Origin of the sequence: Nocardiopsis dassonvillei, from assembly GCF_964273065.1 — a bacterium.
Classification (GTDB): Bacteria; Actinomycetota; Actinomycetes; order Streptosporangiales; family Streptosporangiaceae; genus Nocardiopsis; species Nocardiopsis dassonvillei_B.
In genome coordinates, this window is the sequence record NZ_OZ186815.1 from 5,458,508 (window position 1) to 5,479,264 (window position 20,757).

The 20,757-nt window shown below is 75.9% G+C and carries 17 protein-coding genes; 8 read left to right on the forward strand and 9 right to left on the reverse strand.

Annotated features, from left to right (window positions below):
• Positions 1-14: 14 nt before the first annotated feature.
• The 4 genes from ACSUPR_RS24450 to map all read right to left on the reverse strand — a co-directional run bounded on the left by ACSUPR_RS24450 (position 15) and on the right by map (position 4,049).
• Complete coding sequence (locus tag ACSUPR_RS24450; protein ID WP_436887064.1) at positions 15-1,391, reverse strand: M20/M25/M40 family metallo-hydrolase; 1,377 nt, start codon at positions 1,389-1,391, stop codon at positions 15-17.
• A gap of 71 nt (positions 1,392-1,462) precedes the next feature.
• Positions 1,463-2,296, reverse strand: coding sequence for a M55 family metallopeptidase (locus tag ACSUPR_RS24455; RefSeq protein WP_436887065.1), 834 nt, complete (start codon positions 2,294-2,296; stop codon positions 1,463-1,465).
• Between the two features lie 60 nt (positions 2,297-2,356).
• The gene (locus ACSUPR_RS24460; RefSeq protein WP_436887066.1) at positions 2,357-3,154 is read right to left on the reverse strand and encodes a HEAT repeat domain-containing protein; all 798 of its coding nucleotides are present in this window, start codon (positions 3,152-3,154) and stop codon (positions 2,357-2,359) included.
• 43 nt (positions 3,155-3,197) lie between these two features.
• Positions 3,198-4,049 carry a type I methionyl aminopeptidase gene (gene map, locus ACSUPR_RS24465; RefSeq protein ID WP_436887067.1) on the reverse strand — a complete coding sequence of 284 codons (852 nt, stop codon included), beginning with the start codon at positions 4,047-4,049 and terminating at the stop codon, positions 3,198-3,200.
• Between the two features lie 113 nt (positions 4,050-4,162).
• Here map and ACSUPR_RS24470 point away from each other — a divergent pair, with 113 nt between their 5' ends.
• Both ACSUPR_RS24470 and npdG read left to right on the forward strand, forming a co-directional pair.
• Complete coding sequence (locus ACSUPR_RS24470; RefSeq protein ID WP_436887068.1) at positions 4,163-4,351, forward strand: hypothetical protein; 189 nt, start codon at positions 4,163-4,165, stop codon at positions 4,349-4,351.
• 46 nt (positions 4,352-4,397) lie between these two features.
• A complete protein-coding gene (gene npdG / locus ACSUPR_RS24475) occupies positions 4,398-5,093 on the forward strand; it encodes an NADPH-dependent F420 reductase (RefSeq protein ID WP_436887069.1) in 696 nt (231 codons plus the stop codon).
• Between the two features lie 60 nt (positions 5,094-5,153).
• Here npdG and ACSUPR_RS24480 read toward each other — a convergent pair whose 3' ends face one another.
• Together ACSUPR_RS24480 and panB are read right to left on the reverse strand one after the other, a co-directional pair.
• A complete protein-coding gene (locus ACSUPR_RS24480) occupies positions 5,154-6,194 on the reverse strand; it encodes an LLM class F420-dependent oxidoreductase (protein ID WP_436887070.1) in 1,041 nt (346 codons plus the stop codon).
• Between the two features lie 376 nt (positions 6,195-6,570).
• Positions 6,571-7,425 carry a 3-methyl-2-oxobutanoate hydroxymethyltransferase gene (gene panB, locus ACSUPR_RS24485; protein WP_436887071.1) on the reverse strand — a complete coding sequence of 285 codons (855 nt, stop codon included), beginning with the start codon at positions 7,423-7,425 and terminating at the stop codon, positions 6,571-6,573.
• Positions 7,426-7,842: 417 nt separating this feature from the next.
• Here panB and ACSUPR_RS24490 point away from each other — a divergent pair, with 417 nt between their 5' ends.
• Entirely contained in the window at positions 7,843-9,441 is a 1,599-nt protein-coding gene (locus ACSUPR_RS24490) for an MFS transporter (RefSeq protein ID WP_436887072.1), read from the forward strand.
• A gap of 10 nt (positions 9,442-9,451) precedes the next feature.
• On the opposite strand, the gene ACSUPR_RS24495 is transcribed toward ACSUPR_RS24490, so the two are convergent.
• Together ACSUPR_RS24495 and ACSUPR_RS24500 are read right to left on the reverse strand one after the other, a co-directional pair.
• Positions 9,452-10,057, reverse strand: a complete 606-nt coding sequence (locus tag ACSUPR_RS24495; protein WP_436887073.1) for a response regulator transcription factor — start codon at positions 10,055-10,057, stop codon at positions 9,452-9,454.
• Positions 10,054-11,220: a sensor histidine kinase gene (locus ACSUPR_RS24500; protein WP_436887074.1), complete on the reverse strand. Its 1,167-nt coding sequence runs from the start codon at positions 11,218-11,220 to the stop codon at positions 10,054-10,056. Before ACSUPR_RS24500 ends, ACSUPR_RS24495 begins: the two co-directional genes overlap by 4 nt.
• 188 nt (positions 11,221-11,408) lie before the next feature.
• Here ACSUPR_RS24500 and ACSUPR_RS24505 point away from each other — a divergent pair, with 188 nt between their 5' ends.
• The 5 genes from ACSUPR_RS24505 to ACSUPR_RS24525 all read left to right on the forward strand — a co-directional run bounded on the left by ACSUPR_RS24505 (position 11,409) and on the right by ACSUPR_RS24525 (position 19,797).
• Entirely contained in the window at positions 11,409-12,050 is a 642-nt protein-coding gene (locus ACSUPR_RS24505; protein WP_436887075.1) for a hypothetical protein, read from the forward strand.
• A 72-nt stretch (positions 12,051-12,122) separates the two neighbouring features.
• A complete protein-coding gene (locus ACSUPR_RS24510) occupies positions 12,123-12,563 on the forward strand; it encodes an RrF2 family transcriptional regulator (RefSeq protein ID WP_436887076.1) in 441 nt (146 codons plus the stop codon).
• A gap of 234 nt (positions 12,564-12,797) precedes the next feature.
• A complete protein-coding gene (locus tag ACSUPR_RS24515) occupies positions 12,798-13,979 on the forward strand; it encodes a globin domain-containing protein (RefSeq protein WP_436887077.1) in 1,182 nt (393 codons plus the stop codon).
• A gap of 44 nt (positions 13,980-14,023) precedes the next feature.
• The gene (locus tag ACSUPR_RS24520) at positions 14,024-16,888 is read left to right on the forward strand and encodes a helix-turn-helix transcriptional regulator (RefSeq protein WP_436887078.1); all 2,865 of its coding nucleotides are present in this window, start codon (positions 14,024-14,026) and stop codon (positions 16,886-16,888) included.
• A gap of 71 nt (positions 16,889-16,959) precedes the next feature.
• On the forward strand, positions 16,960-19,797 hold the full coding sequence (locus ACSUPR_RS24525) for a helix-turn-helix transcriptional regulator (RefSeq protein ID WP_436887079.1): 2,838 nt from the start codon (positions 16,960-16,962) through the stop codon (positions 19,795-19,797).
• Here ACSUPR_RS24525 and ACSUPR_RS24530 read toward each other — a convergent pair.
• Positions 19,784-20,746, reverse strand: a complete 963-nt coding sequence (locus tag ACSUPR_RS24530; RefSeq protein WP_436892127.1) for an NAD(P)-dependent alcohol dehydrogenase — start codon at positions 20,744-20,746, stop codon at positions 19,784-19,786. The genes ACSUPR_RS24525 and ACSUPR_RS24530 overlap by 14 nt on opposite strands.
• Positions 20,747-20,757 lie beyond the last annotated feature (11 nt).

Consider the following 20,757-nt stretch of genomic DNA (forward strand, 5'->3'; position numbering starts at 1 on the left):
TTACGCTCGGCCGCTCAGGCGCGCAGGAACCCGTCCAGGGCCCGCACCCCGAACCGCAGCCCCTCCAGCGGCACCCGCTCGTCCACCCCGTGCAGCAGCCCCGTGTAGTCCAGCCCCTCCGGCTGCCAGGTCGGCGAGAAGCCGTAGCAGTCGATCCCCAGGCGCGCGAACACCTTGGCGTCCGTCCCGCCGGACAGGCACACCGGCACCACGTGCGCCCCCGGGTCCTGCGCCAGCAGCGCGGCGCGCAGCGCCGCGAACAGCGGCGAGTCCACCGGCGCAGACACCGGCGGAGAGGAGTGCGCGTACTCCCACGCCACACGGTCCCCGGTGAGCGCGTCCATGGTGCGCTCGAAGTCGGACTCGGCCCCCGGCAGCACCCGGCCGTCCACCCCCGCGGTGGCCTCGCCCGGGACGACGTTGACCTTGTACCCGGCGGACAGCATCGTGGGCGCGGCGCTGTTGCGCACCGTCGGGGCGACCAGGCCGGCCGCCGTGCCCAGGCGGGCCAGCAGCGCCTCCAGCGCCTCGTCGGTGTCGGCGTCCCCGGGGGTGCGCGCCACCCCGAGGGCGGCGGCGATCCCGTCCAGGGCGGCCCGCACCACCGGGGTCGGGTACAGGGGCCAGCGGTGCCCGGAGATCCGCGAGACCGCCCCGGCCAGGGCCGCCACGGCGTTGTCCGCGGGCGAGCGCGACCCGTGCCCGGCGGTGCCCCGGGCGCGCAGCGTCAGCCAGGCGCTGCCCCGCTCGGCCGCCCCCACGGGGTACAGCCGCACGGTCCGCCCGTCGGCGCCGCGGGCGTACACGGTCTCGCCGCCGCCCTCGCCGATCGCCTCGGTGCAGCCCTCGAAGAGCTCGGCGTGCCGCCGGACCAGGAACTCGGCCCCGTGCTCGGCGCTGTCCTCCTCGTCGGCGACGAACGCCAGCACGATGTCGCGGCGCGGCCGGACCCCGGCGCGCGCCCACTCCCGGACGACGGCGGCGACCATGCCGACGGTGTTCTTCATGTCCACCGCGCCGCGCCCCCACAGGGCGGGCAGCCCGGTGACGGGGCAGTCGGCGATCTCCCCGGAGAACGGGGGCACCGTCCAGGCGGCGGCGTCGGCGGGCACCACGTCCAGGTGGCCGTGGACGAGCAGGGCGGGCGCGGCCGGGTCGGTGCCGGGGACCCGGGCCACCACGTTGGCCCGGCGCGGCTCCGACTCCAGCACCACCGGGGCGAGCCCGGCGTCGGTCAGGGCCTCGGCCGCGTACTCGGCGGCGGCCCGCTCGTCCCCGTCACCCCCGCCCCGGTTGGTGGAGTCCCGGCGGATCAGCTCCCGGGTGAGGGCGACGGCGTCCTCACCGGCCCGGGCGGTGTCGGTGGCGGACGCGAAGGAGGTGGGGGCCACGGCGCGGCCTTTCTGCGGTTCTGCGGTTCTGCGGTGCGGGTCGGTGTGCGGGGGCGGACGGCGGCCGCCGGTCAGCCGTAGTCCTTCTCCATCGCCCGGGCGATCATCGTCGTCACGGCCTTGAAGCAGCGGATCATCTCGTAGGCGTCCGGCGAGGTGTAGCGGACGCGGCGCGGCCCGATCCGGGTCACCCCCGGGACGATGGCGGCGTCCTGGGCCAGGTGGGCGGCGTCCACCTCGACCTCCACGGCCAGGGGCGAGGGCTCGGCCGGGGCCAGGCGCCCGGCGAGCAGCGCCGCCTCGGCCGCGGCCAGCCGGATGTCCTCGGCGGTGCGCGCGGGCGGGCGGCAGCGGGCCGCGTACCGGCTCACGTACTCCTTGACCGCGACGGTGCGGGCGGACGGCGCGTAGGCCCCGGCGTCCTCGCAGGTCCGGTCGTCGCCGGTGACCAGGATGACGGGGGTTCCGTAGGCGGCGGCCACGGCGGCGTTGAGCCGCCCCTCGCTCGCGGGCTCCCCGTCCAGCCACACGCCGGTGACGGCGTTGGGCAGGTAGGTGTGGGCGAGCACGCCCTCCTCGCCGGCCCCGCAGTGGTAGCCCAGGAACACGACGCCGTCGCAGTCGCCGTGCTGGACGCCCTCCACCATCGACAGCTCCTTGTGGCGGCCGGTGATCATGGTGGCGCGCTCGTCCAGCTCCTCCAGCAGGAGGTTGCGCATGGTGGCGTGGGCCTCGTTGACCAGGACCTCGGTCGCGCCGCCGTCGAACAGCCCCGCGATCGCGGCGTTGACGTCGCTCGTGAACATCGCGCGGCAGCGCTGCCACTGCTCGGTCCCGGGCTCGCAGTCGGCGGGCCAGGTGACGCCGGTGGCGCCCTCCATGTCCGCGGAGATGAGGATCTTCACCCGCCCGACCCTAGCTTCCACCGCCCTGACCGCGCCAGACGTGGCCGGAACAGGACCGGACTACCGGTCCCCGCGGATCTCCCGGACGTCCCCGGCGGCCTCCCGCACCCCGGGGTCGGGGTCGGCGGCCAGCCGGGCGAGCAGATCGCCGGTGCCGGGGGTGGACCACCCGCACACCGCCCACACCAGGGCGGAGCGCACCCGCGGGTCGGGGTGGCCGGCCAGCGGGAGCAGCCGGTCCACGGGACCGCGCCGCCGGTGGCCGAACCCCTCCAGCGCTGCGCACAGCGCCGCCGCGTCGCCGTCGGCCGACGCCCGGTCGATGCGCTCCAGCAGCACCCGGGGCGGCGGCCAGGGGCCGTCCGCCGGATGGGGCCTGCGTTCGAGCAGCCTCCGCGATCCGTACGCACCGCGCACCCGGCAGCCGGCGCACGTGCACGGCGGCCGCCCGTGGGCCCCGGGCAGGTAGCGCCAGCCGACCCCGCGGCGCACGGCCCGGACCGCGCGCACCTCCCGGGCGGTCACCGCCCGGGGCACGAACACCTCCCAGCCGCGCGGGTCCTCCAGCGCGGCGACGGCGCCCACAGCCCCGGCCGCGGTCGTCCGGCGCCCGGGGCCGCCGTAGTGCCCGACCAGGACGGGTTCGCCGTCGGGCAGCAGCAGGTGCACGGCGGCCATGCCCCGGGCGTCCTTCCAGCGGGCCAGCTCGCGCAGCCACTGGTGGGTGAGCGTGTAGGAGGGCAGCACCGGGAAGCAGTACACCCCGCGCTCCCCGTCGCGCCCGGGGTTCGCGCGCAGCCCGGACCGCACCGCGCGCCGGGCGGCCGCGGTGGGCGCCAGGTGGACGAACCGCGCCATGGGACCTCCGGGGGCGCGCGGGGAGGGGAGCCGGGGACGGCGGCTACGGGAGGGTGAGGATCTCCGCGCCGGTGTCGGTGATGACCAGGGTGTGCTCGAACTGGGCGGTCCACCTGCGGTCGGCCGTCACGGCCGTCCACCCGTCGTCCCACATGTCGTAGTCGATCCCGCCGAGGGTGATCATCGGCTCGATCGTGAACGTCATCCCGGGCACCATCACGGTGTCCGCCCGCGGGTCGTCGTAGTGCGGCACCACCAGGCCGGAGTGGAACTCCGGCCCCACGCCGTGCCCGGTGAAGTCGCGGACGACCCCGTAGCCGAACCGCTTGGCGTACGACTCGATGACCCGGCCGATCACGTTGATCCGTCGGCCCGGACGGCACGCCTTGATGGCGCGCATGGTGGCCTCGCGGGTGCGCTCCACCAGCAGGCGGTGCTCCTCGGACACGTTCCCGGCCAGGAACGTGGCGTTGGTGTCGCCGTGCACGCCGTCCTTGTACGCGGTGATGTCGATGTTGACGATGTCGCCGTCGGAGACCACCGTGTCGTCGGGGATGCCGTGGCAGATGACCTCGTTGAGCGAGGAGCACAGCGACTTGGGGTAACCCTTGTAACCCAGGGTGCTCGGGTAGGCGCCGTGGTCCAGCAGGAACTCGTGGCCGACCCGGTCCAGTTCGTCGGTGGTCACCCCCGGCACGATGTGCTTGCCGACCTCCTCCAGCGCCTGCGCGGCGATCCGGCCGGCGACGCGCATCTTCTCGATGGTCTCCGGGGTCTGCACGTCGCCCAGGACGCCTTCCACGGGGTGCTTCCGCCCGACGTACTCGGGGCGGACGATGTGGGAGGGGACCGAACGTTGCGGCGATATGCGCCCGGGAACCAGCGGAGTAGTCATGGACACGGATTGTAGTTCGTGGCGGCGACCCGCCGGGGTCCCGGAGGTGTGAGGAACACCCCGGCCCGGGTAGGTGACGACCGGGGAGCGAACGGAGCGAAAGGACGGGCGCGGTGGACGACGTACAGGGTGACCGCTGGTGGTACTGCCTCAAGCACGACACCGTCGAGCACGGGGCCGGCTGCCCCAACCGGGAGCGGCTGGGGCCCTACCCGGACGAGGCGACGGCGTCCCGGGCACTGACCATCGCGGCCGAGCGCAACAGCGAATGGGAGGACGAGGAGGACGGGGACCGTTGGTGAAGGGCCGGGGCGCAGGTTCCGAATCCCGTTCTGGCAGGATCGGCGCATGACCGAATCGAACACACCCGAGAGCACCGGTATCACCGGGCGGACCGTCTCCGTGCTGGGCGGCACGGGCGACCAGGGGCGCGGGCTGGCCCGCCGGTTCGCCCTGGCCGGGCACACCGTGTACCTGGGGTCGCGCAGTGCCGAGCGTGCCGAGAAGGCCGCCCGCGAACTGGTGGAGGCCGAGTCCTCCCCGATCGACGTCCGCGGGCTGGACAACACCTCCGCCGCCGCCGAGGGCGACATCGTCATCGTCGCCGTCCCCTGGGAGGGGCACAGGGAGCTGCTGGAGTCCCTGGCCGGACCCCTGGCGGGCAAGATCGTCGTGGACTGCGTCAACCCGCTCGGCTTCGACGAGCGCGGCCCGTTCGCGCTGGACGTGCCCGAGGGCAGCGCCGCGGAGCAGGCCGCCGCCGTCCTGCCGGACAGCACCGTCACGGCCGCCTTCCACCACGTGTCCGCCGTGGTCCTGCTGGACCCGGAGGTGGAGAGCGTCGACCTGGACGTGCTGGTGCTGGGCGAGGACCGCGCCGCCACCGACACGGTGCGGGCCCTGGCCGAGCGCATCCCGGGTGTGCGCGGGGTGTTCGGTGGAAGGCTGCGCAACGCCCACCAGGTGGAGGCGCTCACCGCGAACCTCATCGCGGTCAACCGGCGCTACAAGACCCACGCGGGCATCCGCATCACCGGGCTGTGAACGCGGCGGCGGGGCCGGGGGCGTCCCCCGGCCCCGCGCCGTCCCGGGGCGACCGGCCCCTCAGGACACCCAGCCCTTGACCTTCTCGATGAGGGCGGCGGGGTCGTCGCCCATCGGGATGACGTTGAGGCTGGTGACCCCGGCGGCGCGGAACGCCTCCACGCGCTCGCGGACGTAGGACTCGGGGCCGACCATGTTGGTGAGCTCCACGAACTCCTCGGGGACGGCGGCGGCCGCCTCGTCCTTCTTCCCGGCCAGGTACAGGTCCTGGATCTTCTCGGCCGCCTCCTCGTACCCGTAGCGGCGGGCGACGGTGTTGTAGAAGTTCTTGCCCCTGGCGCCCATGCCGCCCACGTAGAGGGCGATCATCGGCCGCACGAAGTCGAGCAGCTTCTTGGTGTCCTCGCCCTCGCCGATGGCGAGCAGGCCGCCGGCGGCGATCTCCAGCCCGCCCAGCGACGCGTCGCGCGCGGCCCGGCCCGCGGCCAGCGCCTCGCCCCACACGCTCTGCGCCTTCTCGGGGATGAACAGGTGGGGGAGCCAGCCGTCGGCGATCTCGGCGGTCATCTCCACGTTCTTGACGCCCAGGGAGGCCACGTAGATCGGGATCTCCGAGCGCACCGGGTGGTTGATGATCTTGAGCGGCTTGCCCAGGCCGGTGCCCTGTTCGGGCGGCAGCGGCAGCCGGAACACGGAGCCGTCGTGGGTGAGGCGCTCCTCGCGCTTCCACACCTTGCGGCAGATCTCGATGGTGTCGCGGGTGCGGGCCAGCGGCTTGGCGTAGGGGACGCCGTGGAAGCCCTCGATGACCTGCGGCCCGCTGGCGCCCAGGCCCAGGATCGCCCGGCCGCCGGACAGGTCGTCGAGCCCGGCGGCGGTCATCGCGATGAGGGTGGGGGTGCGGGTGTACAGGGGCAGGATCGCCGAGCCGATGTTCACGGTCTCGGTACGGGCGGCGATGTAGCCCATGAGGGTGGGGGCGTCGAAGCCGTAGGCCTCCGCGACCCAGACGGTGTCCAGCCCGGCCTTCTCCAGTTCGACGATCCGGTCGACCGCGGCCTTGGGCTCGCCCGCGTACTGGAGCGGCATCGAGATGCGCATGCGTCCTCCCAAGGGCCGGGTGCCCCGGCCCGCGTAGGTGCTGGGATATGAGGCGACTCTACTCCCGAGTACGATTCGGTCCGTGGCCCGCCTCACATGAGTCCCCGCCGGGCCCGCCACCGGGGCCGTGTGCGCTCCGGCTCCCCGGGCGCGTCCGCCCGGCGCCCTTTTGCGCCGTGCCCCGGAGCCACCCCGGCGGATGCCGGCGGGCCGCCCCGGGCGATCCCACGCGCCGCCCGTACCGCGGAGTCCGGGCCCCCTTCCGGACCCCCTGCCGGGCGATGTGCGCGGAGGCGGTCCGGCTCCGGCCCGGAAAGGCGGACGCCGACCGGGGCGGGAGCCCCGGCCGGCGTCCGTCAGGGTGATCCGGGAGGGATCAGCTCGCGTACGAGTGCTCGGCGTCGGGGAAGGCCCCGCCCACCACCTCGTCCGCGAACGCCGACGCCGCGTCGCGCAGCGTCTCGTTCAGGTTGGCGTAGGTCTTGACGAACTTGGCCACCCGCGGGCTCAGCCCGGCCATGTCCTGCCACACCAGCACCTGGGCGTCGGTGGCCCCGCCCGCCCCGATGCCGATCGTCGGGATGTCCAGCTGTTCGGTGACCTGCGCGGCCAGGTCGCTGGGCACGCACTCCAGCACGACCGAGAACGCGCCCGCCCGCTCCAGCTCCTTGGCGTCCTTGAGCAGCTCGGCGGCGGCCTCGCCGCGGCCCTGGACCCGGTACCCGCCCAGCGTGTTCACCGACTGGGGGGTCAGGCCCAGGTGAGCCATGACCGGGATGCCCGCCGACACCAGCAGCTCCACCTGCCGGGCGACGGCGTGGCCGCCCTCCAGCTTCACCGCCTGGGCGCCGCCCTCCTTCATGAACCGGGAGGCGGTCGCCAGGGCCTGCTCGGGGGAGGCCTGGTAGGAGCCGAACGGCAGGTCGGCCACCACCAGGGAGCGCCTGGTGGAGCGGGCCACCGCGGCGGTCAGCGGCACCAGCTCGTCCACGGTGACCGGAACGGTGGTGTCGTAGCCGTACACGACGTTGGCGGCGGAGTCGCCGACGAGGAGGACGGGGATGCCCGCCTCGTCGAACACCCGCGCGGTGAGCGCGTCGTAGGCGGTCAGCATCGGCCAGCGCTCGCCGCGCCGCTTGGCGGCGGCCAGGTCGCGGATGGTGACGCGCCGGTTGGTGACCCCGCCGTAGAGGGCGGACCCGGCGGAGGGGGTCTTGTCAGTGGTGCTCATGATGTCTTCCTCCGTTGTCTCGAAGCACCGCGTGGGTGTCCCCGGACGTGTGGACGAAATAGATGTGCGCCGCGCGAACGCGACGGATGTGCGGCCCCGCGGGGCCGTGGCGGTCGGATCCGGCCGCCGCCGCGGGCGGCGGGAGGGCCGGGCCCGCGTGCCGTGTGTGCATCTTCGCACAGCCGCGGGCGCCCGCTCCCTTCGGGATACAACCGGGGCGCCCGCCGGGAACTTCCCCCGTACCCCCTCTCTCGGACGGTCGTGCGTCACGCCGCCCGACCCGTCCCGGCACGGCACGTCCGATCACCGGGAGCGGCCGACGGGCGCGGGATCCCCGACGGCTACCATGGCGGTTCCGGTCGGGCGGGTCGGCCGCCCCGGGGCGCGGGCCGGCCGACGGAGAACGAAGGTGCTCACGTGGACGCTGGGACGGCTTATCGACGGCGGTGGGGCGGACTCGCGGTCCTCATCATCTGCCTGCTGGTGATCGTCGCCGACAACACGATCCTCAACGTGGCGCTGCGCACCCTGTCCGACCCCGAGCGCGGGGTCGGCGCCAGCCAGTCCCAGCTGGCCTGGGCGATCAACTCCTACACCCTGGTCTTCGCGGGGCTGCTGTTCACCTTCGGCGTCCTGGGCGACCGGTGGGGGCGGCGGCGGATGCTCACCGCGGGGCTCGTGGTGTTCGGCACGGCCTCGGCCCTGTCCGCCTACTCCCAGACCCCCGAGCAGCTCATCGCCGCCCGCGCCGTCATGGGCTTGGGCGCCGCCATGGTCTCCCCGCAGACCCTGTCGATCATCACCGCCGTCTTCCCGCCCGAGGAGCGCGGCCGTGCCATCGGCCTGTGGTCGGGGGCGGTGGGCCTGGCCATGGCGATCGGGCCCTCGGCGGGCGGCCTGCTGCTGGAGAACTTCTGGTGGGGGTCGATCTTCCTCGTCAACGTGCCCTTCGTGCTGCTGGGCCTGGCGCTGATGTTCTTCCTCGTCCCGGAGTCCAGGGACACCGACCCCGGCCGCCTCGACGTGCCCGGCGTGCTGCTGTCCGTCCCGGGCCTGGTGCTGCTCATCTACGCGATCATCACGGCGGGGGAGCGCTCGTCCGTGAGCGGCGCCGACGTGTGGGGAGCGCTGCTCGGCGGCCTGGCGGTCATCGCCCTGTTCCTGGTCCACGAGTCGCGCACCCCGAACCCGTCGCTGGACGTGCGCTTCTTCAGGGACCCGCGGTTCAGCGTCGCCATGGCCACCATCATGCTGATGTTCTTCAGCATGTCCGGGCTGATCTTCTTCCTCAGCTTCTACTGGCAGAGCGTGCGCGAGTTCACCCCGTTCGTCGCAGGGCTGCTGGTGCTCCCGGCGGCGGTCGGGCAGATGCTCCTGGCCCCGCTCAGCCCCAACCTGGTGCGCCGCTTCGGACCGCGGGCGGTCGCCGCCACCGGCATCCTCGTCGTGTGCGCCAGCCTGGCGTTCTTCACACTGCTGCGGGTCGACACCCCGGTCTGGCTCATCCTGGTCTTCTTCTTCACCCAGGCGAGCGCCATGGCGGTGGTCCTCACCCCGTCGACCGACGCCATCGTCTCGTCGGTGCCGCCCGGCAAGGCCGGGGCGGCCTCCGCCATGCAGAACACCGTCCGCCAGGTGGCCACCGCCATGGGCGTCGCGGTGCTGGGCGCGGTCATCTCCTTCCGGTACCGGGCGGACATCACCCCGGCCCTGGAGGAGGCCGCCGCCGCGGAGGGTGCCGCCGCGCACCTGAGCGGCCCGGGGCTGCACGCGGCGGGCGAGTCGATCGAGGCCACCCTGGCGGTGGCCCGCCGCCTGGGCGGGGCGGGGCAGGCCCTGGTGGCCCCGGCCAAGGAGGCGTTCCTGTCCGGGCTGCACACGGCGGTGCTCGTGTCGGTGTGCTGCGGGCTCGCCGGAGTGGTCATCGTGCTGCTGTGGATGCCGCGCGACGCGGGGGCCCACCGCACCGGGGCCGACCCCCTCACGCCCTCCCCGGAACCGGAGGGCCGGGACTGAGCCGGGCCGGTCAGATCCAGCCCTCCTCCCACGCCCGGTGCGCGGCCGCGTGCCGGGACGCCGCACCGAGCTTGCCCATCGCCGACGACAGGTAGTTGCGCACCGTCCCGGGCGCCAGGTGGATCCGGGCGGCGATCTCGTTGACCGACGCGCCGGTCCGGGAGAGCCGCAGCACCTCCAGTTCCCGCTCCCCGAGCGGGCAGTCGTCCTCGGTGAGCGCCGAGGCGGCGATGTCGGGGTCCACGTACCGGCGGCCCGCCGCGACCTCCCGCAGGATCTCGGCGAGCCTCTCCGCCGGGGTGGTCTTGGGCACGAACCCGCTCACCCCGGCCCGCAGGGCCCGGCGCAGGACACCCGGCCGCGCGTGCCGGGTCACCAGCACGACCCGGCAGCCGGGGTCCTCACGGATCTCCTCGGCCGCCCGCAGCCCGTCCGCCGGGGGCATCTCCAGGTCCAGGACCGCGATGTCGGGGCGGTGCGCGCGGGCCAGGCGCACCGCGTCGGTGGAGGTGGCGGCCTGCGCCACGACCTCCAGGTCCGGCTCCAGGCCGAGCAGGGCGGCCAGGGCGCCGCGCAGCAGGTCCTCGTCGTCGGCGACCAGCAGGCGGATGCTCATCGGTCCCCTTCCCAGGGCAGGGTGACGGTCACGGTGAACCGGCCGTCCTCGTTCTCCCACGCCAGTGTGCCCCCGGCGGCCCCTATCCGCTCTGCCAGGGAGCGCAGCCCGGTGCCGTCGCCCCCCGTGGCGGGGGCGGCACCGTCGTTGGCGACCCGGAGCCGGACGACGCCGCCGTCGGGGCGCAGGTCGATCTCCACCTCACCCGCCCGGCTGTGCCGGAGTACGTTGGTGGTGGCCTCCCGCACCGCCAGCCCCAGCAGTTCCCGCGCCCGCCCGGTGCCGCCGTCGACCGCCTCCACCGCCGAGCGCACCCGGATCCCGGCGGACTCCAGGACCCCGGCGGCGTTGGCGGCCTCCCGCTCCGGCGAGGTGCGCCGGTAGCCCCGGACCACGGCCCGGGTGTCGCGCAGCGCCTCGGAGGCCAGCCCGGCGACCTCGCGCATCTCCCCGGCGGCCCGGACCGGGTCGGCCTCGGCCAGTCGGGCGGCCAGCTGGGCCTTGAGGGAGATCACCTGGAGGTGGTGGCCCTGCACGTCGTGCAGCTCGGCGGTGAACCGCAGCCGCTCCCGGGCGATCGCCAGCCGGGCGGCCAGGCGGCGGGACTCGTCCAGGCGCGCGGCGACGTCCCAGGTCCACAGCAGGCCCAGCACCGTCCACGCCACGACCAGGGCGAGTCCGGGAGGGAACAGCACCCCGAACGCGTCCGACCCGTGCAGCAGGCCGGGGACGGCCAGGGCGAGCGCCGCCGCCACGACGAATGCCCAGCCCCGGCGCGGACTCAGGAACATCGCCACGGGGGCCGCCATCGTCGCCGGGGCCACCGCCCACAGCCCGTCGCCGCGGGGCCACAGCACCAGCGCGGTGGCCGCCGCGCCCGCGCACCCCGCGCAGACCCACGCGGTGGGGAAGGGGCCGTCGGTCCCGCGGGCCAGGCGGCGGCCGAACAGCGCCACCAGGCAGACCGAGGCGGCGGCCAGCCCCAGCAGCCCGACCGCACCCGCCCACGGGTGCGCGGCCGGAGCCCACAGGCGCGGTGCCAGCACCGGGACCATGAAGGCCACGGTGACCCCGGCCAGGCTCCACCAGGTGAAACGGCGCAGGCCCCCCGTCTGCGGAACGTCGTCGGGGCCGGTCGGCTCGTCGGGGTCGGCAGGGCTCACCGGGCCATTGTCGCAGTGGGCGGCGGGCCGCGACAGGGGAGCCGCATGACGGATGTCATGCGGGGACGTGACACGCGCACGCCGATCCCGGTGGTCCGGCACTACCGGGCCCCGGCCCTCGGGAGGAGCCTGGAGACACGACGGCGGATACCCCCTCCGGGTACGGAGGCGACACCGAGGAGACCCACGTGAACGCACACGAGACCGCGACCGAGCCGACCGGCGCACCCGCCGCCGGAACGGGCCACGGGGGAGCCGGGGCGGGAGAGGGCGGGTGGCGGCGGGCCGGCCGCTTCCTGCTCGCCCGCTGGCCCACGGCGCTGGCGCTGCTCGCCGCGGCCGCCACCGCCGGGGGCGGCGGTTCGGAGGACCCCGCCCACACCTTCGCCGACATCCTCCCGCTGCTGCCCCTGGTCTACCTGGTCATGGCCAAGGTGGGTGAGCGGTACCGGTACCTCACCTGGCCGCTGGTCCTGGCCTCCTTCGCCGCGGTCACGGGCTTGGGGGCGACCGGCCTCGCCGCGCCCTCCACGGTCTTCACCGGCCTCGCCCTGCTGGTCCTGGTCTGGTCGGTGCTGGACGGGCACCTGTTCCGCTCGGGCACGCTCCGCCTCCAGGCGCTGGGCATGCTGGTCTTCGGCGGGCTCGGGCTGCTCGGCCTGGCCGTCGACCCCGAGCTCGCCCGGTACCTGGTGGCGGCGGGCTGGTTCCTGCATGGGGCCTGGGACTTCTACCACCTGTGGAAGGACCGCGTGGTGTCCCGCTCCTTCGCCGAGTGGTGCGGGGTGGTCGACCTCTGGGTCGCCGCCGAGCTGGTCCTGCGCTTCTGACCGTCGCACCGCCCCGCACCCGGTCCCGGGTGCGGGGCGGTGCGACCACCCGGGGCGGCTACGCTCGCGGGCATGCGCCTGACCGCCTTCACCGACGTGTCCCTGCGCCTGGTCATGCGGCTCGCCGTGGCCGGGGAGGACGAACTCCTCACCACGCGCGCCGTCGCGGAGATGACCGCGGTGCCCTACACCCACATGGCCAAGGCGGTGGCGCGCCTGTCCGAGCTGGGCGTCGTGGAGGCCCGCCGCGGCCGGGGCGGAGGCCTGCGGCTGACCGGGCGGGGGCGGCGGACCCCGGTGGGGTCGATCGTCCGCGAACTCGAGGGCGGCGGCGACCTGGCCGGGTGCGAGGACGCCCCGCCCTGCCCGCTGCGCGCCGCCTGCCGCCTGCGCGGCGCCCTGCAGCGGGCCCGCGAGGCGTTCTACGCCTCCCTCGACGAGGTGACGGTGGAGTCCCTGGTCTCCTCCCCGGCCCGGGAGGCGCTCACCCTGCTTCCGGAAAAGCCGCGGTAGGCACCCGGCCGGAATGTGACCGAGTTCTCCCGGCGGCCCCCGGGCGGACCTTCCCCGCCGCGAACGGGGTCCCGCGCCCCGGGGTGCGGGGGCCGGAGGACCCTGGCCGGCGCGCCCCCGGTCCGGCACCCGCGCCCCGGGGAGGTCCCCCCTCGGCGGGGCCCGGGGAAGGGGGTCCGGAGCCCGCTCTTAATGTGCATCTCAGATGCAAATTATCGAGTGCGAGGAGGTCGCATGCTCTCCGCCGAGTCCGCCGCCACGGTCCGGGCCACCCTTCCGGTCGTCGCCGAGCACCTCGACGCCGTCACCGCCCGCTTCTACGACACCATGCTGGGCGAACACCCCGAACTCCTGGACGGCCTCTTCAACCGCGGCAACCAGGCCTCCGGCGAGCAGCGCCGCGCCCTGGCCGGGGCCGTCGCAGCCTTCGCCTCCGCCCTGCTGGCCCACCCCGACGAGCGCCCCGACGCCCTGCTCGCCCGGATCGCGCACAAGCACGCCTCCCTCGGCGTCACCGAGGACCAGTACACCGTCGTCCACAAGTACCTCTTCGGCGCCATCGCCCACGTGCTCGGCGACGCCGCCACCCCCGAGGTCGTGGCCGCCTGGGACGAGGTCTACTGGCTGATGGCCGGCGCCCTCATCGCCATGGAGGCCCGCCTGTACGCCGCCACCGGCCACGCCGGCGGCCGCGACGTGTGGCGCCCCTGGACCGTCGTCGAACGCAGTGAGCAGACCCCCGACACCGTCAGCCTCACCCTCGAACCCGACGGGGGAGCGGCGCCCGACCCCCTCCCCGGCCAGTACGTCAGCGTCCGGGTGTGCATGCCCGACGGCGTCCGCCAGGCCCGGCAGTACTCCCTCACCGGCTGGGACGGCACCCGCCGCCGCATCACCGTCAAGCGCCTGCGCGCCGGGGCGACCCCCGCCGGGGAGGTCTCCACCCTCCTGCACGGGACCGCCCGCCCCGGCAGCACCCTCATGGTGTCCGCCCCGGCCGGGGACGTGGTCCTGCCCGGAGGCGACCACCCGCTGCTGCTCGCCTCCGCCGGGATCGGCTGCACGCCCATGGTCGCCCTGCTGCGCGGCCTGGCCGAACGCGGCGACACCCGGACCGTCCTGGTCCTGCACGCCGACCGCTCGCCCGGGGACCACGCCCACCGCGGAGAGATCGCCGCCCTCGTGGACGGGCTGCCCGGTGCCCGCGCCCTCACCTGGTACGAGACCGGCGGCGGCGACCGCACCGGCCGCATGGACCTCACCGGGGTGGACGTCCCCGAGGGGACCGAGGCCTTCCTGTGCGGCCCCCTGCCGTTCATGCGCGGGGTGCGCACGCACCTGCTGGACGCCGGGGTCCCCGCCCGCCGGATCCGCTACGAGGTGTTCGGCCCCGACCTGTGGGCGGGCACCGACTGACCGCCGCCGACCACCGGGCGGGCGGGACGCCGTACTGTGACGGCATGCAGGACGACTCCCCCCGCCCCGTGTTCATCGGCCGCGAGAGCCGCCTCGCCATGCTCGTCGAGGACGGCCGCCGCGTCCTCGACGGGGGCGCCCGGGCCGTGCTGGTCTGCGGTGACGCCGGGATCGGCAAGACCCGGCTGATCGACGAGTACCGGGCCCGCACTCCGCTGGGCCGCAGCGCCGTCGGCGGCTGCCTCGAACTCGGCGGCGACGGCATCCCCTTCGCCCCCTTCACCGCGCTGCTGCGGGACCTGTCCCGCGACGGCGGCGCCGGGCCGGTCGCCGGGACCGTCCCGGCCACCGGCACCGACGACACCGGCCGCGCCCGGCTGTTCGAGTCCGTCCTCACCCACCTGGAGGAGTGCGCCCGCCCCACCGGGCTCCTCGCGGTCGTGGAGGACCTGCACTGGGCCGACGCCTCCACCCGCGACCTGCTCGTGTTCCTGCTGCGCAACCTGGGCGAGGCCCCCGTCCACCTGGTGGTGAGCGTGCGCACCGACGACCTGCACCGCACCCACCCGCTGCGCCGCCTGCTGCCCGAGATCGAGCGGCTGCCCCGGGTCTCCCGCCTGGACGTCGAACCGTTCAGCCGCGACGAGGTCGCCGCCCAGGCCGCCGCCCTGCGCGGCGGCCCCCACGCCGACCCCGACCTGCTGCACGAGCGCAGCGGCGGCAACCCCCTCTTCGTGGAGGCGTTCCTGGACGGGCCGGGCGGACCGCTGCCCGACGGGCCCCGCGAGCTGCTGTCGGCCGCCGTCGACCGGCTGCCCGACGACGCCCGCAGGGCGGTGGGGCTGGTCGCCGCCGCCGGGGACCGGATCGGCCACACCCTGCTGGCGGCGGTGGCCCGCCGGGCGGGGATCACCGAGGAGGCCCTGGACACCGCCCTGCGCTCGGCCGTGGACGCGCGGGTGCTGCGGGTCACCGCGGACGGGTACGTGTTCCGGCACGCGCTGCTCGCCGAGGCCGTCTACACCGACCTGCTGCCCGGGGAGCGCATCCGCGTGCACCGGCGCTACGCCGAGGCGCTCCGGCGCGGGGTGCCGGGGCTGTCGGAGGCCGACACCGTCCTGCAACTGGCCCACCACGCCCACGCCGCGGGGGACCGGCCGCTGGCCCTGTCCGCCGCCTGGGAGGCCGCCCGGCGCGCCGCCGAGGCCGCCGCCCACCCCGAGCGGCTGGTCCTGCTCGAACGGGTACTGGAGCTGTGGGAGCTGGTCCCCGACGCCGCCGAGCGGGTGGGCGAGCCCCGCGCCGAGGTGCTGCGCCTGGCGGCGGCCGTGTGCCTGCTGGCCGGTTCGCTGCGCCGTGCGGTGGACTACGCCACCGAGGGCCTGGAGGAGCTGGGGGTCACCGGCTACCACGACCCGGCGGGCGGGGAGCCCCCGCCGCACGCCCGGCTCATCGCGGGCCTGCGCTACGTCCGTGCCTACGCCTACAAGGAGCTGGGCAGCGACGGCGGGCTGGAGGACCTGGCGGACGCGTTCGTGGTGATGGACAGGGGCGACCCCCACGCCGCGGCGGCCGGGGCGCTGCTGGCGTCCACGTTCATGGTGCGCAACCACCCCAGCCGGGCGCGGCGCGCCGCGGAGAAGGCGCTGCGGACGGCCCGCGAACTCGGCGACCGCGACAGCGAGGCCGACGCCCTCATCACCCTGGGCAGCCTGACCGCCGCGGAGGATCCGGCCGAAGCCCTGCGGCTGCTGGGGGAGGGCATCGCCCTCGCCCGGGAGCGGGGGTACGTGCAGGCGGAGCTGCGGGGGTGGACCAACCTCTCCGGGGCCCTCTCGGGGGCGGGGCGCGTGGAGGAGGCCCACGAGACCGCGCGGCGCGGGCTGGGGCGCGCCGGGGAGCTGGGGCTGGCGCGCACCCAGGGCCCGGTGTTCCGCCTGAGCATGGCCGTGGACCTCTTCTACCGGCTGCGGGTGGAGGAGGGGGAGAGGCTGCTGGACCCGGCCGCGGGCGACCGGCTGGTCCGGGCCCGGGCGTGGACGATGGTCCAGCAGCTCGCCTTCTACCGGCAGGACGCCGCGGCCATGGAATCCGCGCTCGAGGAGTTCCGCCGCCTGCTGCCCGAGCAGAGCAGCTCCCCGTCGGAGTACACGCCGGTCCGCTTCACCGCGATGATGCGCGCGGCCGTCGAGGGGCGGTTCGACGCGGCGGCCGACACCGCCCGGCGGCTGCTGGAGGGCGGCGACCCGGAGAACCCCCACCTCGACAACCTGTACATGGGCAACCTCGCCTACGTGGCGGAGGTCGTGGACACGATGCGCGACGAGCCGGGGTGGGAGGTCCCCGCGGCCGGGCTGGCCGACGAGCTGCGCAAGGCCGTCGCCGCGCTGCCCGGGGACATCGCGCATCCGATGAACCGGCTGGTCCGCGACCAGGCCGCGGCCCAGGCCGGTGAGGACGCCCAGGCGGCCTCGCGGACCCTGGAGGGGCTGCTGCCGCAGGTGCGCGAGCACCGCTTCCACCGCATGTACCTGCTGCTGGCCGCCGCCCGTGCCGCCGCCAGGGCGGGATCGACGGAGCGGGCCGCCGCACACCTGGCCGAGGTGGAGGAGGCCGCCCGGGAGAGCGGCCTGACCCTGTTCGCCGAGCTGTCCGACCGGATCCGCCGCAGGCACGGACTGTCCCGGCCGCGCACGCCGGCGGCGGGGGAGGCCCCGGCGGGGCTGACGCGGCGGGAGGCGGAGGTGCTGCGGCTGGCGGCGCGGGGGATGACCAACCGGGAGGTCGGGGAGGAGCTGTTCATCTCGGCCAAGACGGTGAGCGTGCACATGTCCAACCTCATGGGCAAGCTGGGGGTCACCAACCGCAACGCGGCCGCCGTCCGGGCCCGTGAACTGGGCCTGGACTGATCACCCTATGTCCGATTTGTGATCTATGTCGTAAAGGTGGGCCTGTCGCGCCGCCCAGGCATACTGACCGCATGTCCACCCCTACGCCGTTCATCGGACGCGGACCCGCCCTGGCCCACCTGCTGGCCGAAACGGACCTCAGCGCCCGCGGGGACGCGCGGACCACCCTGATCCTCGGTGACGCCGGGGTCGGCAAGACCCGTCTGCTGGAGGAGTACCTGCGGCGCACGCCGCTGGCCCGCACGGCGGTCGGCGCCTGCCTGGAGACCAGCGGCGAGACCGTCGCCCTCGCCCCCTTCACCGCCGCCCTGCGCCACCTGACCCGCCGGGTCCCGCCCGCCCCGGCCCGGGCGGGAGCGCTCGCCCGGCTGCTGCCCGAACTCGGGACCGCCGCCGCACCCGACGAGGACCGCGCCCGGCTGTTCGAGGCCGTCCTGTCCTACCTGGAGGACACCGCCGCCGACGGCGGCCTGGCCCTGGCGGTCGAGGACCTGCACTGGGCCGACGCCTCCACCCGCGACCTCCTCCTCTTCCTGGTGCGCAACCTCGGCCCCGCCCCGGTCCACCTGCTCGTGACCGTCCGCACCGACGACCTGCACCGCACCCACCCCCTGCGCCGCCTCCTCCCCGACCTGGAGCGCCCGGCCCGGGCCACCCGGCTGGACCTGGCCCCCTTCGACCGGGAGGAGGTCGCCGCCCAGGCGGCGGCGCTGCGGGACGGGGAGCGCCCCGGCCCCCGCGCGCTGGACCTGCTCTGCGAGCGCAGCGGCGGCAACCCCCTGTTCGTGGAGGCCCTGGTGTCCTCCCCGGACGACACCCTCCCCGACACCTCCCGCGACGTGCTGCTGCGCGCAGTCGACCGCCTCCCCGACACCGACCGCGCGGTCCTGGGCCTGGCGGCCCTGGCGGGCGTCCGCGTGCCCCACGCGCTGCTGGCGGCCGTCGCCGCCGACCTCTCCGAGGACGAGCTGGACGGGGTGCTGCGCCGGGCCGTCGACGCCCGGGTGCTGCGTGTGGAGGGGGAGTACTACGGGTTCCGGCACGCGCTGCTGGCCGAGGCCGTGCGCGAGGACCTGCTCCCCGGACAGCGGGTGCGCGGCCACCGCCGGTACGTGTCCGCCCTGGAGGCGGGGGTGCCGGGCCTGGCCGAAGCGGAGCGGGTGCTGCGCCTGGCCCACCACGCCGACGCCGTGCACGACCACGCCCGCGCCTTCGCCGCCCGGTGGGCGGCGGCCGGGCACGCGGCGGGCGCGTTCGCCCACCCCGAGCACCTGGCGGCGCTGGAGCGGCTGCTGGAACTGTGGGAGCTGCTGCCGGACCCGGAGGCCGTGGCCGCACCGCTGGGCGTCACGCGCGGGCGGCTGCTCGCGGACGCGGCCCGGGCGGCCGTGCAGACCGGTGGTTCCTCCTCCGAGGCGCTGCGCTACGCGGAGGAGGGCGCGGCCGCGGAGACGGATCCCCCCGCCCGGGCCCGGTTCCTGCTGCTGCGCTCCCAGGCGCTCAGGGCGCTGGGCCGCCGCGCCGAGGGACTGGAGGCGCTGGACGGGGCGGCCGAGCTGCTGCCGGAGGGGCACCCCGGCCTCATCGCGGTCCACGGTGCCCGCGCTGCGCTCCTCTACCCGATCGGCCGGGAGGAGGAGGCGGCCCGGGCGGCCGGGGAGGTCCTGGACCGGGCCCGCGCGGCCGGGGACCGGCACAGCGAGGCCGACGCCCTCGTCACCCTGGGCAGCGCGCTGGAGGTGGGGCGCGCGGACGGTCCCCCGAGCCTGCTCACCGAGGGGCTGGAACGGGCGCGGGAACTGGGCATGGCCGACGCGGAACTGCGGGCGCGCAACAACATCGTCGTCCACCACATGTACCGGTTGGAGTGGCACGACGCCCTGCGGGCGGAGCGGGCCGCCCTGGACCGGTGCGCGGAGCTGGGGCTCACCCGGACCCGCGGACCCCACCTGGTAACGGAGATGGCGGGGGTGCTCCTGGACCTGGGTCGGATGCGCGAGGCGGAGGAGGCCCTGTCCGGTCTCCACGGGGACGGGCCCCACGGGGAGAGCCGCCGGATCGTGCTCGCCGAGATCCGCCTGGCGGAACGGGACCCGGCGGGGGCCCGGGAGCACTGGGAGCGGGTCGCCCGGGAGGTCCGGCGGCGGGACGCCGAGGCGGAGGTGTGCGCGGCGGTGGACCAGCTGGGAGTCCGGGTGCTGACCGCGGAGGGGGAGCTGGAGGAGGCCCTGGAGACGGTGCGCCGGATGGCCGCGCGCGAGCGCGGGAGGCCGCCGACGCAGTCGTCGCTGGGCGGGCCGGTCCCGGTGGCCGGCCTGGTGCGCGCCCTGCGGCGGGCCGGGCTCCCGGCCCGGGCCGAGGAGGCGGCACGGGCGGCCGAGGTGTTCCTGCGCCCGTCGCAGTGGTGGACCACCCCGTTCGGGGAGCTGCGGCGCCTCCAGGCCCGGGCGCTGGGGGAGGCCGGACCCGCGGCGGCCCTGGCGGGGTGGGAGCGGGCGCTGGGGATGGTGCGCGGCAGGGGGCTGCGCACGGAGGAGCTCCTGATGCTGGACGAGGCCTGCCGCGCCGCTGCGGGGGCGGGGGAGCACGGCCGGGCGGGCGAGCTGTTCGGGGAGCTGGAGAGGGCGGTCTCCCTGCTCGACACCGGTGCGCCGGTGCGGGAGCGGTACGTGGAGCCGCTGCGTGCGGTGGCCGGGACGGCGGGGCTTCCGGCGGGGCTGACGCCCCGCGAGGCGCAGGTCCTGGCGCACGCGGCCGCGGGGCGTACCAACACCGAGATCGGGGAGGAGCTGTTCATCTCGGCCAAGACGGTGAGCGTGCACATGTCCAACCTCATGGGCAAGCTCGGGGTGACCAACCGCCACGCCGCGGCGGTGCGGGCCCGGGAGCTGGGGATCACTCCCGGGTGACCACCACCTTGCCGCGGGCGTGGCCCTCCGAGACGTGGGCGAGCGCGTCCACGGCCCGTTCGAACGGGTAGGTCCGGCCGATGACGGGGTGCAGGGTTCCGGCCGCGACCCGGGAGAGCAGCTCGCCGACGTCGTCCGGGTCCGTCCGGGCCAGGAAGGGGCGCAGGTCCTGCCGGGAGAACGGCGAGGCCAGCGAGGCGGCGGCGTTGCGCCACAGCGGTCCCATGGCCCGGCTCCCGTGGCCCGAGGAGAGGACCAGGGTCCCGGTCGGGGCGAGTGCGGACCGCAGCTCGCGCAGGGTCCGGTTCCCGGCCAGGTCGATGACGACGTCGTAGGGTCCGGTGCGGGTGAAGTCCTCGGCCGCGTAGTCGAGGGCGCGGGCGCTGAGCGACTGCACGAGTTCACCGTTCCGGGCGCTGCACACGCCGGTGACCCCGGCCCCGGCCGCGGCGGCGAGCTGCACGGCGAAGGTGCCCACGCCGCCGGAGGCGCCGTTGACGAGCACCCGGTGTCCGGGCCCCACCCCGCCGGTGCGCACCGCCTGGAGCGCCGTCACCCCGGCCAGCGGCACGGCGGCGGCCCGGTCCATCGGCAGCCCGTCGGGTATCCGCACCGCCAGGGACGCCTTCAGGCAGGTGTACCCGGCCAGGGCGGCCTCGCCCTCGGCGGCGACCCGGTCGCCCGCGGCCAGGCCGGTCACGCCGGGGCCGACGGCGTCGACGACGCCCGCCAGGTCCCGGCCGCGGATCCGCTGCCGGGGCCGGGGCAGGCCGAAGGCGAGGCGGCCCACGGTGGGCTCGCCGCGCATGATGTACACGTCGGCGGCGTTCAGAGTCGCGGCGTGGACCCGGACCCGGACCTCGCCCGCTCCCGGCTCGGGGACGGGCACCTCGTCGAACGCGAGGACGTCGCGGGCCTCGCCGTAGGCGCTCTGCAGGAGCGCGCGCATCGTGGCCACGG